Here is a 15,740-nt window from a genome sequence, read left to right on the forward strand (position 1 = left end):
CGGGGTCCGGTGACCTGTATCGCATCGGGCCGGCGACGTGGCGGGAACCATTCACTTTAATCAGCTTCGGAAACGACAATGACACAACAGACAGCCCCCGAGGGTGTGCCCTACCTCAGCCTGCAGCAGGAGTTCCATTCCCTGCAGGCAGAGTGGTTCAGCCGCATCGAATCGATCGGCGCCGGCGGCGCCTTTATCCTCGGCCCCCATGTGCGGGCCTTCGAGCAGGAGGCGGCGGCGTATATCGGCAGCGAGTTCGCCGTGGCGGTCGCCAACGGGACCGACGCCCTGGTGCTTTCGCTGCGCGCCCTGGATATCGGTCCGGGGGATGAGGTGATCACCTCGCCCTTCACCTTTTTCGCCACCGCCGAGGCGATCTCCATCGTCGGGGCGACCCCGGTTTTTGCCGACATCGACGAGGCGAGTTTCAATCTCGACCCCGAGAGCGTGGCGGCCCGGATCAATGAGCGGACCCGGGCGATCCTGCCGGTGCATATTTTTGGTAACCCGGCGGATATGGAGCGGCTGAACCAGCTGGCCCGGCAGCATGGTCTGAAGGTCATTGAAGATGGTGCCCAGGCGTTTGGCGCGCATGCCGGCGAGTCCATCGTGGGCAGTCTGGGGGACAGCGGCTGTTTCAGTTTCTATCCCACCAAGGTGCTGGGCTGCTACGGTGATGGCGGGCTGATCAGTACCAGCGACGAGGTGACCCGGGAGCGTCTGCTGAAACTGCGCAATCACGGTGCCAGCGCACCCTTTACCCATGATGAACTGGGCTATAACAGCCGCCTGGATGAGGTGCAGGCCGCCCTGTTGCGGATCAAGCTGGAGAAGCTGGAGCAGGATATCGCCGCCCGCACCCAGGTGGCCGACTGGTATGACGCGCGGCTTGCCGGACTCGATCTGGTGACGCCGCTACGCCCCGCCCGGGGGCGCCATGCGTTCAATCTCTATACCATCCGCCATCCCCGCCGGGATGCACTGCGGGCACACCTGAATGAGCACCGGATAGGCAACAGCCAGTGCTATCCCCTGGGGCTGCATCTGCAGCGGATCTATGCCGGGCTCGGCTATCGCCCCGGGGATCTGCCGGTCGTGGATCGCCTGTGTGGCGAGACCCTGTCGTTACCGATCTTCCCGGCCATGACCGAGACGCAGGTCGACTATGTCTGTGACCGGGTAGCCGGGATCTGAAACGCTGCCGGCCGCATCGAGCGGCCGGTGGATGGTCCGTTGGGGTGAGGAACAAACGCCAACATCCTGGTGCTCACGCATGCAATCCCGCCCCTAGGGCCGACCATGCGCCCCGATCCATCCAGGCTCGCACGCCGATGACGGCGCCAATGGGGAGCCCTGTGATCGGGTTTCGGAGCCCTTAGTCGTCATCCAGCTCCAAATCGATATCCAGATCATCCTCCAGACCCGGATCTTCGATCTCATCCAGTTCCGCCTCCGACTCCACCTTTGCGGTACTGGGCTGGGGGGTCAGTTCCACCTGTTTCAGGCGCATGGAGGCACGCGGTGAGAACTCCTTTTTCGCCTTGGTATAACCGGCATTGAGCAGGCTGACCAGGTAGGATTCATCCTTGGTGAGCTCACGCAGCTTGGGCTCGACTATGCCCACCTGGAATTCGAGGATCTTGTTGCGGTTCAGGGAATAGAGGTAGACGGTATTGGCATTGCCCGTTTCCAGGCTCAGATCGCGCAGTACCGGTGAGCTTTTAGTACCAGCCTCAAGAAAACCGTGCCAATAATTCTTTTTGCTCATTTTTACCCCGCAACATTGAACCTTTTTCCCAGGCGGAACGCAGAGGAGAACTGCCTGAATAGCGATAAAAACCTCCGCGTCATGCAGGGCCTGCAGGAGCGGAATCGGCCTGATCTTATTTTAAAATCAGGCGTTCGACAATAGTTTCCGATACGAAGTTTTAGCGCAATTTTGGGCTTGTGTTTTTGCCTCCGGAACCCCGTTGGAGGGCCGGGCCATAGCCCCCGTTGCGGGACTAATACTCCTGTAGCACCAGGTCGCTGAAAAGGGCGTTTCGCTCCTGCTCGGAGGCCGCCTCGAGGGCATGGTCCACCAGCTCCCGGGTCAGGTGCGAGGCAAACAGTTGGATGAAATCGTAATGGTATGCCCGCAGGAACAGGCCCGGCCTGAAGCCGAGCCGGGTGGTGCTCGGGGGAAACAGGTGAGTGGCATCGAGGGAGCACAGATCCTTGTCCTGATCAGGGCTGTAGGCCATCTTGGCCAGGATGCCGATGCCGAGGCCCAGTCTGACATAGGTTTTGATCACATCGGCATCGGTCGCCGTGAACACCACATTCGGCTCCAGGTCGTGACGGCGAAACGCCTTGTCGAGCTGGGAACGGCCGGTAAAGCCGAACACGTAGGTGACGATGGGGTACTCCGCCACCGCCTCCAGGGTCAAGGGGTGAACCTCCCGCAACGGATGGTCGCAGGGGGTGATGATGGTCCGGTTCCAGTGATAGCAGGGCATCATGATGAGGTTGCCGAAGTCCACCGTTGCCTCGGTGGCGATGGCGAAATCTACCGCGCCACCGGCCGCCATCTCGGAAATCTGTTCCGGGTTGCCCTGGTGCATCTGCAGGTCGACCGCGGGATAGCGTGCGCGAAACGCCTTGATCACGGGTGGCAGGACGTAGCGGGCCTGGGTGTGGGTGGTGGCAATGGAGAGGCTTCCGGCGCGCGGATCGCTGAATTCGCTAGCCACATCGCGGATCGAGTCCACTTCCCTGAGCACCGCCTCGGCACGGCTGATGATCGCCGTGCCGGCATCGGTGATGCCGGTCAGCTGGCGGCCGGTACGCTCGAAAATGGTGACACCGAGCTCCTCTTCCAGCAGGCGGATCTGCTTGCTCACGCCGGGCTGGGAAGTGAACAGGCGCTCGGCCGCTGCGGTGATGTTCAGATCATTCTGGGCGACTGCCAGAAGAAAGCGGAGCTGTTGTAATTTCATGATACGACCCAATATATATAATGATTCTTATTACCGCTATAACAATCAACTATTTCTATAGACGGAAAAGTTATTTTGATGTATTGTCGCGCCGCGCTATAGTCTCATGCAAGCATGCTCCGTGTTGATGGAATAGCCGGATGCGCGCCGCGACTATTTACATTGTAGGGAGCTTTTCAATGAGCGCAGTACAGAGAGTAGATGAATCCGCAAGAAACGGCCCCGTATTGGCCAGTCTCGGTTTTGATGAGGATGGCTTCCTGTGCGATGTGGCGGATTGGGATGATCGGGTGGCGGAGCGGCTTGCCGAGTTGGAAGGCATCGCGCCCCTGCAGGCAGCCCACTGGCGGGTGATCCGTTTCGTGCGCGACCGCTTTCTACGGCTGGGTGCCATCCCCCCCATGCGCCGGATATGCCGCAGCAGCGAGCTTTCAAGGAGCGAGGTAAAGACGCTTTTCGGCGGCTGCCTCCAGGTCTGGCGCATCGCCGGTCTGCCCAATCCGGGCGAAGAGGCCAGGACCTATTTGAGTTAAGTCCAGAATTTTCTGTCCGGTCCGGCCGGTCAGCACCGCTGAAAGGCGGTATCAGTATTAAGGGCTCGCCCTTTCATCGTGTTATACCTCCCTTTGCCCGGTTCGTCCGGGCGTTTTTTTGTCCATCAAGAAGCGTTTTTTCCAGCCGTTGCCAGCCGATGCGCCGCTACTATGGCCGCGTGCAGGCTGCCGATGTCGGCCTGGCCGCTGCCGGCGAGATCGAGGGCGGTACCGTGATCCACCGAGGTGCGGATGATCGGCAGGCCGAGAGTGATGTTCACCGCATTGCCGAAACCCAGGTGTTTCAGTACCGGCAGCCCTTGATCGTGATACATGGCCAGCACCGCGTCCGCCCGTTTCAGGTGCCGGGGGGTAAACAGGGTATCCGCGGGCAGTGGCCCCTCCAGATGCATACCCTCGCGGCGCAGCCGCTCCAGGACCGGAATGATGGTGTCGATCTCCTCCATGCCGAGATGCCCGCCTTCACCGGCATGCGGATTGAGTCCACAGACCAGGATCACGGGGTCGGGCAGGGCAAAGCGCCGGGTCAGGTCGCCGTGCAGGATCCTGAGCACGCGTTCCAGGGAGGCCTGGGTGATGGCGGCGCTGACATCCTTGAGCGGCAGATGGGTGGTGGCCAGGGCCACCCGCAGGCCGGGGCAGGCCAGCATCATCACCGGGAAGGCATCGGTCAGCCGGGCGAGAAACTCGGTATGGCCGGAGAACGGGATGCCGGCGTCGTTGATCACCCCCTTGTGGATCGGGCCGGTCACCAGGGCGCTGAAGCGGTTGGCCAGGCAGCCCCGCGTTGCCTGGGTCAGGGTCTCCAGCACATAAGCGGCATTGGCCGGTTCCAGGAGGCCGGGTCTGACCGGTTCGACCAGGTCCACCGAAACCACACTGAGGCTGCCGGCGGCCTGTGCGGCCGGTTGGGCGGGATCATAGTGGCGGATGTGGAGCGGGAGGGAGAGCCGGGCCGCCCGCTCCGTCAGCAACTGCGCCGAGCAGACGGCCACCAGCGGATACTCCCGCGTCTCCTGGGCAAGTTGCACGCACAGGTCGGGACCGATGCCGGCGGGTTCACCCGGGGTGAAGGCGAGAGGTGGGAGCGGCATGCCCAATCCTGCTTCCCTCTCAGGAGTCGCCGAGGCGGATGTCGATGAACGCCTCGTCCTTGAGACGACGCAGATAGAGTTCACCCTCCTCGGATGTCTTGCGAGTGCTGATCGCCTTCCTGGCTTCCGCCTTCTGCACCTCGCTGGTGCTGTCGTGTTCCCGCCGCTCCAGCAGCTGGGCCAGGTGCCAGCCGAAATCGGTGCGGAACGGTTGGGTCAGCTCGCCGGGGGCCAGCTTGGCAATCTCCTCATCAAACCGCGGCAGCAGTGCGCCGGGGGTGACCCAGCCCAGATCGCCGCCCTTGATGGCGGAGGATTTGTCGTCCGAGTGGGAGCGGGCCAGGGCGGAAAAGTCGTCGCCGCCCTGGATGCGCAGGCGCAACTGCTCCAGACGGGTGCGGGCGTCCTTGTTGGAGGTGACCTCATTGGTGCTGATCAGGATATGCCGGACATGGCTCTGGGTGACGATATTGCGCTCACCGCCCTGATAGTCATTCAGTTTGATGATGTGATATCCGCTGGCGGTGCGGATCGGGTCACTGATCTCCCCCCGCTCCATATTGATCACCAGGTCGACGAAGATGGTGGGCAGCTGGTTGGCCGGCCGCCAACCCAGATCGCCCCCTTCCAGTGCCTGCCGGCCATCCGATTTGGTGATCGCGACATCGGTGAAGTCGGCGCCGGCGCGCAGCGATTCGACCAGCGACTCCGCCTGTCGGCGCGCACTCTCCATCTGCTCCGGTGAGGCGGCCTCCGGGGTGGCGATCAGGATATGCTGCAGCTGGTAGGCGGAGCGCTCGCCCAGGCTGCCGGCCTGGCGTGCGATATAGGTCTCCACCTCCTGGTCGGTGACCCGGATGCGCCGGCGCACCTCCTGGTCCAGCAGCTGCTGCAGGGTGATCTCTTCCTTGATGTTCTGGCGGAAGCTGCGGAAACTGATGCCGCCCTCCTCCAGGGTGCGGCGGAATTCGGACAGACTCAGTTTGTTGTTCCGGGCGATGTTGTTGATCGCCTGGGCGACAATGTCTTCACTGACATTGATGCCGGCCCGCGCGGCGGCGGCCAGCTGCAGTTTCTTTAGGATTAACCTTCCCAGTACCTGTTTTTCAATAATCGCCTGGGGAGGCAGACGCTGTCCCTGCTGGCGCAGTTGCGCGACGATCTTCATGATCTCGCTGTCCAGTTCACTGCGAACGACGATGTCATCGTCGACCACAGCGATGATCTCGTCCACCGGTTCGATCGGCTGGCTGAGGGCGAAGGTGGCTGGTCCATACAGGAGGGCCACGCCCAGGAGCAGGGCCCCCAGGTTGTTTAACAGGGTCTTTCCAATGGTCATGAATGTGTCAATCAGTTGTCTGTGTGATAGCCCAGGATACCGCGTTCCAGGAATTGATCAATCTTGTCGCCGAGGCTGGTGAGTCCCTTCAGCTCCAACTGCAGGAACAGCGCGAGGTTACCTTCGCCATCGGCATCGGTGCGGTAGTCGCGGACGACAAAACGGCTGACCCAGCAGCAGCTCTCGTACTCGACCCCGGCAAAGGTCTCCATGCTCGTCTCATGCAGCAGCGAATAGTTCCAGCGCCCGACCGCATGCAACCGGTGGGTGATCGGCCAGCGTGCCGACAGGTCGGTCTGCTCGATGGAGCCGTTGGTATAGCGGTAAGTCAGGTTGAGGATGCGCCGTCGCTCGTCCAGGTAGTGAACGCCGAAGGCCCCCTTTTCCGTTTCGTTGCCACTGGCGTGCGGGTTCCACTGCAGCCCCGCCTGCATGCGCCACTCCCGGCTCAGCCGGGTGGCCACCTCGGCCACGATCGATGAGCTGTCCTCCTGGGTCACCGCGCCGCTGCTGTTTAGCTGTACCTCCCGGTCCCTGAAATAGAAGATCTGACCGATACTGGCGCGGAAGAGTTCCTCACCGCTGGCGCTGCTCAGCCCGCGGGTGGTTAGGGCGGTGGTGAGCTGGTTGGCGTCGCCCACCTTGTCGACACCGCTGAAGCGGTTCTCACGGAACAGGTTGGCAAAGCTGAAGTCCAGCGCGCCGGTGTCGAAGTCCGGGAGATCTCCCTGATCCTCCTTCGGCGTGTAGAGATAGAACAGGCGCGGCTCCAGGGTATGGGTGATGGCGTTGCCGAACCAGCGGCCGCCGCGGTCGAAGTAGAGTCCGCTGTCCAGGCTCAGAGTCGGCAGGGTGCGGCTCGGGTTGTCACTCGCCCCGGGGGTCTGGTTCTCCAGGCTGTAGCGGGTATGGCGCAGGCTCAGCTTGGGCGTCGTGAAGCCCCAGGGGCGGCGTAGCGGCAGGCTGATCCCGGGTTGCATATCGAAGCGCTCACCCTTCACCTTGCTGTCCGAGCTGTGGCCGAAGTGGACATACTCGCTGCGCAGGTGGTAGGTCAGACCCATCGCCTGGTCCGGTTTCTCCAGGTTGAGCAGCAGTTGGGGCAGGCGGCTGTAGGGACGGTCGTTGAGGGCGATGGCATCGTCGATGGTCTGGAACTGTTGGACGCGGCCGAGGAAACTCCAGCCATCGCCAAAGTATTGAATATCCCCGCGCCGTTCCTGGTGTTGCGCGCTGGTGGCGGCCAGACTGGTGCCCAGGTCCTCGAGATAATCGTTATCGGAGACGTAATTGAGATTGATGTCATAGCTCCAGCGCGGCGCCGGCGTGCCGTTCAGCAGCATATTGAGCGCGCCACGGGTACTGTTCTCTCCCGGCCCCCGTTCACTGTCGCTCGGCAGCAGTTCGGCGCGAACCTCGCCCTTGTTGTGCTCGGTCAGATAGCGGAATTCACCCCCCAGCAGGATGCCGCGCTTGCCCATGATGCGCGGGGTGAAGGTGGCATCCAGATTGGGGGCGATATTGAAATAGTAGGGGATGGAGGCGTCCGCGCCGCTGTTCTCCGAGCTGCCGATGGAGGGTGGCAGGAAACCCGATTTTCTCCGGTCATCGATCGGGAAGGTGGCGTAGGGGAGGTAGATGAAGGGCACCCCCTTGAAGCGCAGTTTCGCGTGGCGCGCCACGCCCACGCCGCTGGCCTGATCGATCTCGATCTCCTCGGCCTCTACCTGCCAGTCGCTGTTTCCCGGTGGGCAGGTGGTGTAGCGGACATCGCTATAGCGGGACTGATCCGGATTCAATATCTCCGCCGTGCCGGCATTGCCCCGCGCCAGCGGATCGGTGAGGCGGAATTCGGCCTGTTCCGCACTGCCCTGCTGGGTATTCAGGTTGTAGTGCATTTCACTGCCGGTGACTCGCAGCCCTGGCTGCTCCAGGTAGACGTTGCCCTCGGCGTCCAGGGTATTGCTCCCTTTCAGGTAAGTGACGTGGTCCGCCTCCAGGCGTTCGTTGCCCTGTTCGACCTGGACATTGCCGGAGAATTCCGCACGGTCTTCACTGCGGTAGAGATCGGCCGCGTCGGCCTCGATCCGGGTGCTGGTGTCTGTTATCTGCGGGGTGGCCAGGCGCCGGGGGGGGCGCTCGGCGGCGCACTGACTCCAGTCCAGGCCGCGGTCGATCCGCGCTACGTCCGCAGGTGATGAAGCGACTGTCATTGTTGCTTCAGGGCGCCGAGCTACCACTGGCGCCGATGGCGTGGCCGGGGGTGTCTCGGCGGTCGGCGCTTGCGGACGGATGACGGGTGTCGTGCTGGCGGTAGTATTCGTCTCTGCCTGGGTGGATGGCGCGGGAGCCTCGGCTGCCTGCTCCATCGCCTGGTTATCATTCGACGCGGCAGTTTCACTGGTGGTGATGACCGCGGGCGCAACCTCGACCGGAGCCGCAGGCGCCTCGGTGACGTTGTCTTGCATGGGCGGGGTCGTCGTGGCTTCCGTCGCTGCGGCTGTTCCGGAGGTGGGTTGTTCCTCCTGCGTGGCCTGTTCGGCGTCCCCGCCAGGCGTCATCGGTGTGATCGCCACCGCCCCGGGTGTCTGGGGCTCTTCCAGGGGTTGGGTGGTGACGCCCCCTTGAGCGGGTTGCATCACGCTACTACCGCTGGTAGTGGGTGGCCTGTCGCTGGGCCGTTCGATCACTACCGGTTCGGGAGGGACCAGTAGGCCATCCTGGAAGCACTCCCAGCCGCCATCGCTGGATGCGTGACAATCCCATTTTGGAGCGGCTTGAGCGGCAGGAACCAACAGCAATCCACTGATGGCAAGTGGTAGCATCCTTCTTTTTCCGGGCACGGCAACTCTCTGAATTCTTCTGATTTGGCTGGATCGGCAGGGGGCCTATCGGCCACTCCCGCCCTATACTGCCCCTGGGCGCCGCTCCCCTGGCGGTCGCTGCGGCCTCCGAATATGAGAAGCCGTGGCAAGAACCGCATAAAATCGCATAGAATCGCCTTTTCTTCAATGGCCGCAACGGCTTTCAACCTACCGTGATACTCGTCAGGCGGGGGGGACGGCCGGCCTGCCGCAGTACGGAACCGGTGATGCCCAAGAGAGAACACGCCCTGACCCAATGGTTGACCGAGCAGATTGGTCTGCGGGATTTCCGTATCGAGCCGGCCTCGGACGATGCCAGCTTCCGGCGCTATTTTCGTCTTACCCTGGCCGACGGGGCGACCCGGATCGCCATGGATGCCCCGCCGGCGCAGGAGGATTGTGTGCCGTTTCTGCATATCGCCGCGCAGTTGGGTGCGGTCGGTCTGCATGTGCCGATGATCCATGCCGCCGATCCGGCGCAGGGATTTATCCTGCTGGAGGATCTCGGTACGGTGCATTACCTGGACCGGCTGAACGCGGCGACCGCGGACCGGCTTTATGGTGATGCCCTGGCCGCCCTGGCGGTGCTGCAGTCGGTGGGGCCGCGCGATGGGCTTCCGCCCTATGATGAGGCGCTGCTGCGGCGGGAGATGGCGCTGTTTCCCGACTGGCTGCTGGGCCGGCATCTGGAACTGAACCTGGATGCGGCCGAGCAGGCGCGGCTGGACGCCTGCTTTGATCTGCTGGTGGCGAGTGCCCTGGAACAGCCCCGGGTCTGCGTGCATCGGGATTACCACAGCCGCAACCTGCTGCTGAGCGGATCCCCCAGTCCGGGTATCCTCGATTTTCAGGACGCGGTGCTGGGGCCGGTCACCTATGACCTGGTGTCGCTGCTCAAGGACTGTTACATCGCCTGGCCGCTGGCGCGGGTGCAGGCGTGGGCTCTGGGTTATTTCCAGCTAGCGGTGCAGTCGGGGGTGTTGCAGCCGTCCCACGAAGCGCGGTTCCTGCGCTGGTTCGACCTGATGGGGGTGCAGCGGCACCTGAAGGCGAGCGGAATCTTCGCCCGCCTCAACCACCGCGACGGCAAGCCCGGTTATCTGGCGGATATACCGCGCACCCTGGGTTATATCGTCGAGGTGGCCAGCCGCTATCCGGAGCTGGCGGGGTTGGGCGAGCTGATTGAACGGCGGGTGCTGCCCCGGCTGTAATTCAGGCGCTCCAGGCACCTTGTAGGGTACTCTCGTTCCCGCGCTCCGCGTGGGGACGCATACCCGGCGGTAATGGTGATGAGTGGTACATGCGTAGTGGTACAGGGATGTACCGTTTACGGACCTGAGGATGGCATGCGCCCTTCGGGCTCATCCACCCTACGATCCGCAGGCGGTTTATTCGCCCGCCTGTTCCCGGGCCACCGCGCGGTAGCCGATGTCGCTGCGGTAGTAGACGTTATCCCAGCTGATCTGCCGAACCAGGGTGTAGGCGCGCGCCTGCGCCTCGGCGACACTGTCGCCCAGGGCGGTGGCGCACAGCACCCGCCCGCCGGCGGTGACCACCGTACCGTCCTGTGTCGCGGTGCCGGCATGGAACACCTTCTCGCCTGCCACCGGCCGGGTCGGCAGGCCGCTGATCACATCGCCCTTGCGATAGCGGTCCGGGTAGCCCCCGGCGGCCAGCACCACCCCGAGGGCGGCACGTGCGTCCCACTCGGCCCGTTCCCGATCCAGCCGGCCCTCCAGGGCGGCCAGGCAGTGGGCCACCAGGTCCGACTTCATGCGCAACATGATCGGCTGGGTCTCGGGATCGCCGAAGCGGCAGTTGTACTCCAGCACCTTGGGCACGCCGTCGGCGTTGATCATCACCCCGGCATAGAGGAAGCCGGTGTAGGGCAGCCCCTCGGCCGCCATGCCCGCCACCGTCGGCCGGATCACCTCGTTCATGATCCGCTCATGCATCTCGGTGGTGACCACCGGGGCCGGTGAGTAGGCGCCCATGCCGCCGGTATTCGGCCCCTGGTCGCCGTCGTCCCGCGCCTTGTGGTCCTGGGAGCTGGCCATGGGCAGGATGTGCTCGCCATCAACCATGACGATGAAGCTGGCCTCCTCGCCGGTGAGAAACTCCTCGATCACCACCCGGTGCCCGGCCTCGCCGAAGCTGTTGCCGGCGAGCATGTCGCGCACCGTGGCCTCGGCGACGCTCATCTCCGCGGCGATGATCACCCCCTTGCCGGCCGCCAGGCCGTCCGCCTTGATGACGATCGGTACGCCCACCCGGTGCAGGTAGTCTAGCGCCGGGTCGATGTCGGTGAAGTTGCCGTAGGCGGCGGTGGGGATCCGGTGGCGCGCCAGAAAGTCCTTGGTGAAGGCCTTGGAGCCCTCCAGCTGGGCCGCCCCCTGGCTGGGCCCGAAACAGTTCAGGCCGGCGGCCGTGAACGCGTCCACCACGCCCAGAACCAGCGGGACCTCCGGGCCGACGATGGTCAGGCCAACCCGGTGATCCCGGGCGAACGCCACGAGGGCGTCGATCTCCTCCACCCCGATCGGCACATTCTCCATGCCCGGCTCCAGCGCCGTGCCGGCATTGCCCGGTGCCAGGAAGATCTTCTCCGCCAGGGGTGACTGGGCGGCCTTCCAGGCCAGCGCATGTTCGCGGCCGCCGCCGCCGATAATCAGGATGTTCATGTTCGTTTGCCCTGCATTTTTCAAATTAAGTTATTCGTGTTCATTTGCGGTCACTCGCGGCGCATCTTTTTCGTGGGTGCGGCTGAGTCAGATCACCAAGCAAGAAAATGTATCAGTCAGCGGTGCGTGGTCACGCCGCGGTCGCTGCGCTCGAAGAAGCGGGTGATGTTGTCGGTTTCAGGGGTGGGGGCTTCCAGTTTCAGTCGTGCCAGCGCCTGGCTGGTATTCAATCCGGCGTGGTAGAGGATCTTGTAGGTCTGCTTGATGGCGGCGCGGTTCGCCGCCGGCATGCCGGCACGCCGCAGCCCGACCGTATTGAGGCCGATCACCCGGGCCGGATTGCCATCGCAGGTGACATAGGGCGGGATGTCCTTCACCACCTTGGCGCAGCCGGCGATCATGGCGTAGTCGCCGATAAAGCAGAACTGGTGGATCGCCACCAGGCCGGAGATGAAGATCCGCTCGCCCAGTTCGACGTGGCCGGCCACGGTGCTGTTGGGACCGAACACGTTGTGACTGCCGAGCCGGCAGTCGTGGCCGGCATGAAAGCCGCACATGAAATAGTTGTGGTCGCCGATCTGGGTGCCGCCCTCGGTCTTCACTCCGCGGCTGATGTTCACCCCTTCGCGAAACTGGTTGTGGTCGCCGATCAGCAGCGGGCGGCTGTTTTCCGGGACAAAGCCCAGATCCTGCGGTTCGCAGCCGAGCACCGCGCCATGGCACACCCGGTTGTGTTTGCCCAGGCGGGTGCCGCTGAAAATGCGCACACCGCTCTCGATGGTGCAGCCATCGCCGATCTCGACATCCGCCTCGATGATTGAGTAAGGCCCGACCTCAACGGATTCGTGCAGGCGGGCGCTTTCGTGGATGATGGCGGTTGGATGAATCTTCATAACGATTGCTTTGTAGAGGTGCCCTCTGGAGGCTACCGCATCAGGGGAAGACCTGGAGCGCACTATTCACGCCAGGACGCGAAGGTCGCAAAGTTTTAAAAACAGGGAATTCCGCATGGACCGCAGTCCATTGCCCTATCCGAAAACTGCTCTGCGACATCTGCATGGTATCCGTGCCTTCTTGGCGTGTTGGCGAGAGATCGACTGTGTCGGCCTAGTGGCGGAAGTGGCGCATGCCGGTGAAGACCATGGCGATGTCATGTTCATCGGCCGCCGCGATCACCTCCTCGTCACGCATCGAGCCGCCCGGCTGGATTACCGCGCGGATGCCCGCGGCGGCGGCGTTGTCCAGGCCGTCGCGGAACGGGAAGAAGGCGTCCGACGCCATCACCGATCCCGCTACCGCCAGTCCGGCCTGCTCGGCCTTGATGGCGGCGATACGCGCCGAATTGACCCGGCTCATCTGGCCGGCGCCGACACCGATGGTCATGCCGTCCCGGCAATAGACGATGGCATTGGATTTGACGAACTTGGCCACCCGCCAGCTGAACAGCAGCGCCTCCATCTCCGCTTCGCTGGGGGGGCGTCGGGTCACCACCTGGAGCTGGTTGTACAGCTGCAAATCGGCATCCTGCACCAGCAGGCCGCCGTTGACCCGCTTCATCTCCAGGCGGTGGCTGGACTCGCGGTCCCAGGCGCCGCAGGCCAGCAGGCGCACGTTCTTCTTGGCGGCGACGATCGCCACCGCCTCGTCCGTGACTTCCGGGGCGATGATCACCTCGACAAACTGCTTGTCGACGATGGCCTGCGCGGTCTTCGCATCCAGGGTCTGGTTGAAGGCGATGATGCCGCCGAACGCCGACTCCGGATCGGTGCTGAAGGCGCGCTCGTAGGCCTCGGTCAGATCGCTGCCGAAGGCGACCCCGCAGGGGTTGGCGTGCTTGACAATAACGCAGGCCGGGGCCTCGTAGAACTGCTTGACGCACTCCAGGGCGGCGTCGGTGTCGGCGATGTTGTTATAGGAGAGCTCCTTGCCCTGCAGCTGCCGGGCGGTGGCGATGCACGCCTCGGGCTGGTCGCGCTCGACGAAGAAGGCCGCCTGCTGGTGCGGGTTCTCCCCGTAGCGCATGGTCTGCACCTGGCGATACTGCAGGTTGATGGTGCGCGGGAACGTCGCGGTCTCGCCGCTTACCCGGGCGCCCAGGTAGTTGGCGATGGCGCCGTCGTAGTTGGCGGTGTGTTCGAAGGTCTTTATCGCCAGGTCGAAGCGGGTGGCGTCGCTGACGCGGCCTTCGTTGCTGTCCATCTCCTGGAGCACGCGGGGGTAATCCCCGGCATCCACGATCACGGTGACGTCTTTGTGGTTCTTGGCCGCTGCGCGCAGCATGGTGGGGCCGCCGATGTCGATGTTCTCGATCGCCGTGGGCAGGTCGCAGTCCGGGTTGGCGACGGTCTCCTCGAACGGGTAGAGGTTGACCACGATCATGTCGATCGGCGCAATGCCGTTGTCGGCCATCACCGCGTCATCGATGCCGCGCCGGCCGAGGATGCCGCCATGGATCTTCGGGTGCAGGGTCTTGACCCGGCCGTCCATCATCTCGGGGAATCCGGTATGGGCCGAGACCTCGGTGACCGGGATCTGCTGTTCCGCCAACAGGCGGGCGGTGCCGCCGGTGGAGAGGATCTCCACGCCGCGCTGATGAAGTGCCTGGGCAAACTCCACGATACCGGACTTGTCGGAGACACTGATGAGGGCTCGGCTGATTGCTGTCATGATCCTGAACCTGCTTCTGCTGGATGATTAATGGAAACGCGGCCGGCCGGCCGCGTTATGGGTTCGTTAGGGAATTCGGTTGATTGTCTTAGGCGATTGACGGAAATGAACATCCTGGATTGCGTAGGATTTTTGTTTCCCTGCAAGGCGCCCCAGGCGAAGCATAGTCGGACTATGTGATGCCTGGGGCAACACCGCAGGGGGACGAAAAGACCAGCAAGCCGGGATGTTCATTGACAGAAATTGCCTTAGTCCAAGTCATACAGCGCCAGCTTCTTGCGCAGGGTGCTGCGACTGATGCCGAGGATCTCGGCGGCACGGGTCTGGTTGCCCTCGGTGTGGGTCATGACGGTCTCCAGCAGCGGTTGCTCCACCTCGGCCAGCACCATCTGGTAGATATTGGCCGCACTGTGACCATCCAGCTGTTTGAAGTAGCTGGCCAGGGCATCCCTGACGCATTCTCGCAGGGGTTCTGTCGCCTTGTTCTTGGCCACGGGAAAATGTGGTTTGTTGGCTTCTTGTGCCAGTAAGGCTTCCATCGTCATGCTGCCCGCTCCTTATTTATGGCCAGCTGATCGAAAAACTCCACGATCAGGGCTTGTTGTTTTTCCGTTGAGTCGGTTGTGTTTATGCGCTGTCTGAAGAGCGCGCCTCCCGGTTGGGTTCTGCTGTACCAGGCGATATGTTTGCGTGCGATGCGCACCCCCTGAAACTCGCCGTAAAATGTGTACAGGTTCCCCACGTGCTCCAATAGGATATCGCGAATCCATGCCGGTTGGGGAGCGGAATGTTTTTCCCCCGTCATCAGATAGTGGTCGATCTCGCGGAATATCCAGGGCCGTCCCTGGGCGGCCCGGCCAATCATGATAGCATCGGCGCCGGTCAGTTCCAGCACCTTTTTTGCCTTTTCCGGCGATTCGATATCGCCATTGGCGATCACCGGGATAACCACCGCCTGCTTGATCGCGCGGATGGTATGGTACTCGGCGCTGCCGGAGAAGCCGCAGGCGCGGGTGCGGCCGTGCACCGCCAGGGCCCGGATGCCGCTGGCCTCGGCGATGCGCGCGATCTCCAGGCCGTTACGGTTGTCCGGGTCCCAGCCGGTGCGGATCTTCAGGGTGACCGGTGCCTCCACCGCCCGCACCACGGCGTCGAGAATGCGTCCCACCAGGGGCGGGTCCACCAGCAGTGCCGAGCCGGCGGCCACCCGGCACACCTTCTTGGCCGGGCAGCCCATGTTGATGTCGATGATCTGGGCGCCATGGCCGACATTGATCCGCGCCGCCTCCGCCATGGTTCGCGGATCGGCGCCGACAATCTGTACCGAGACCGGGCCCGGCTCACCCGCGAAGTCGAGCCGGCGCACCGTCTTGCGGGTGCCGCGCAGCGAGGCGTCGGAGGAGATCATCTCGGAGACCGCCATGCCGGCGCCGAGGCGGCGGCAGAGCTGGCGGAACGGCCGGTCCGTGACCCCTGCCATCGGCGCGACCAGCAGATTGTTGTCGAGTTGATAAGGACCGATGCGCATCGTCTGTCTATACAGGTCGGTTGATTCTGGAGCGG

Annotated in this window: 13 protein-coding genes; 3 read left to right on the forward strand and 10 right to left on the reverse strand. The window is 63.3% G+C overall.

Annotation, left to right across the window (positions count from 1 at the left end):
* Window positions 1-78 precede the first annotated feature (78 nt).
* Window positions 79-1,194, forward strand: coding sequence for a DegT/DnrJ/EryC1/StrS family aminotransferase (locus O9K64_RS08625; protein WP_275097672.1), 1,116 nt, complete (start codon window positions 79-81; stop codon window positions 1,192-1,194).
* Window positions 1,195-1,375: 181 nt separating this feature from the next.
* Here the strand turns inward: O9K64_RS08625 and O9K64_RS08630 are convergent, their stop codons facing one another.
* Together O9K64_RS08630 and cysB are read right to left on the reverse strand one after the other, a co-directional pair.
* A complete protein-coding gene (locus O9K64_RS08630) occupies window positions 1,376-1,768 on the reverse strand; it encodes a hypothetical protein (protein WP_275097673.1) in 393 nt (130 codons plus the stop codon).
* A 235-nt stretch (window positions 1,769-2,003) separates the two neighbouring features.
* A complete protein-coding gene (gene cysB / locus O9K64_RS08635; protein WP_275097674.1) occupies window positions 2,004-2,978 on the reverse strand; it encodes an HTH-type transcriptional regulator CysB in 975 nt (324 codons plus the stop codon).
* Window positions 2,979-3,157: 179 nt separating this feature from the next.
* Here cysB and O9K64_RS08640 point away from each other — a divergent pair, with 179 nt between their 5' ends.
* Entirely contained in the window at window positions 3,158-3,511 is a 354-nt protein-coding gene (locus O9K64_RS08640; protein ID WP_275097675.1) for a TusE/DsrC/DsvC family sulfur relay protein, read from the forward strand.
* Window positions 3,512-3,636: 125 nt separating this feature from the next.
* Here O9K64_RS08640 and pdxA read toward each other — a convergent pair whose 3' ends face one another.
* The 3 genes from pdxA to lptD are packed head-to-tail and all read right to left on the reverse strand — an operon-like array spanning window position 3,637 to window position 8,790.
* Window positions 3,637-4,626, reverse strand: a complete 990-nt coding sequence (pdxA, locus tag O9K64_RS08645; protein WP_275097676.1) for a 4-hydroxythreonine-4-phosphate dehydrogenase PdxA — start codon at window positions 4,624-4,626, stop codon at window positions 3,637-3,639.
* A 19-nt stretch (window positions 4,627-4,645) separates the two neighbouring features.
* Window positions 4,646-5,965, reverse strand: a complete 1,320-nt coding sequence (locus O9K64_RS08650) for a peptidylprolyl isomerase (protein ID WP_275097677.1) — start codon at window positions 5,963-5,965, stop codon at window positions 4,646-4,648.
* Between the two features lie 11 nt (window positions 5,966-5,976).
* Window positions 5,977-8,790 (reverse strand): LPS-assembly protein LptD, encoded by a 2,814-nt coding sequence (gene lptD, locus O9K64_RS08655; protein ID WP_275097678.1) that lies wholly within the window; start codon window positions 8,788-8,790, stop codon window positions 5,977-5,979.
* A gap of 266 nt (window positions 8,791-9,056) precedes the next feature.
* On the opposite strand from lptD, the gene O9K64_RS08660 reads away from it, so the two are divergent.
* Window positions 9,057-10,040, forward strand: a complete 984-nt coding sequence (locus O9K64_RS08660) for an aminoglycoside phosphotransferase family protein (RefSeq protein WP_275097679.1) — start codon at window positions 9,057-9,059, stop codon at window positions 10,038-10,040.
* A gap of 177 nt (window positions 10,041-10,217) precedes the next feature.
* Here O9K64_RS08660 and purD read toward each other — a convergent pair whose 3' ends face one another.
* The 5 genes from purD to dusB all read right to left on the reverse strand — a co-directional run bounded on the left by purD (window position 10,218) and on the right by dusB (window position 15,705).
* Window positions 10,218-11,510, reverse strand: coding sequence for a phosphoribosylamine--glycine ligase (gene purD / locus O9K64_RS08665; RefSeq protein WP_275097680.1), 1,293 nt, complete (start codon window positions 11,508-11,510; stop codon window positions 10,218-10,220).
* 116 nt (window positions 11,511-11,626) lie between these two features.
* Window positions 11,627-12,403, reverse strand: a complete 777-nt coding sequence (gene lpxA / locus O9K64_RS08670) for an acyl-ACP--UDP-N-acetylglucosamine O-acyltransferase (RefSeq protein ID WP_275097681.1) — start codon at window positions 12,401-12,403, stop codon at window positions 11,627-11,629.
* 214 nt (window positions 12,404-12,617) lie between these two features.
* A complete protein-coding gene (purH, locus tag O9K64_RS08675; RefSeq protein ID WP_275097682.1) occupies window positions 12,618-14,177 on the reverse strand; it encodes a bifunctional phosphoribosylaminoimidazolecarboxamide formyltransferase/IMP cyclohydrolase in 1,560 nt (519 codons plus the stop codon).
* Window positions 14,178-14,425: 248 nt separating this feature from the next.
* Window positions 14,426-14,722, reverse strand: coding sequence for a DNA-binding transcriptional regulator Fis (fis, locus tag O9K64_RS08680; protein ID WP_275097683.1), 297 nt, complete (start codon window positions 14,720-14,722; stop codon window positions 14,426-14,428).
* Window positions 14,719-15,705, reverse strand: a complete 987-nt coding sequence (dusB, locus tag O9K64_RS08685) for a tRNA dihydrouridine synthase DusB (RefSeq protein WP_275097684.1) — start codon at window positions 15,703-15,705, stop codon at window positions 14,719-14,721. The genes fis and dusB overlap by 4 nt, the downstream gene beginning before the upstream one ends.
* Window positions 15,706-15,740: the final 35 nt, after the last annotated feature.

Origin of the sequence: Sedimenticola hydrogenitrophicus (assembly GCF_029017505.1) — a bacterium.
Lineage (GTDB): Bacteria > Pseudomonadota > Gammaproteobacteria > Chromatiales > Chromatiaceae > Sedimenticola > Sedimenticola hydrogenitrophicus_A.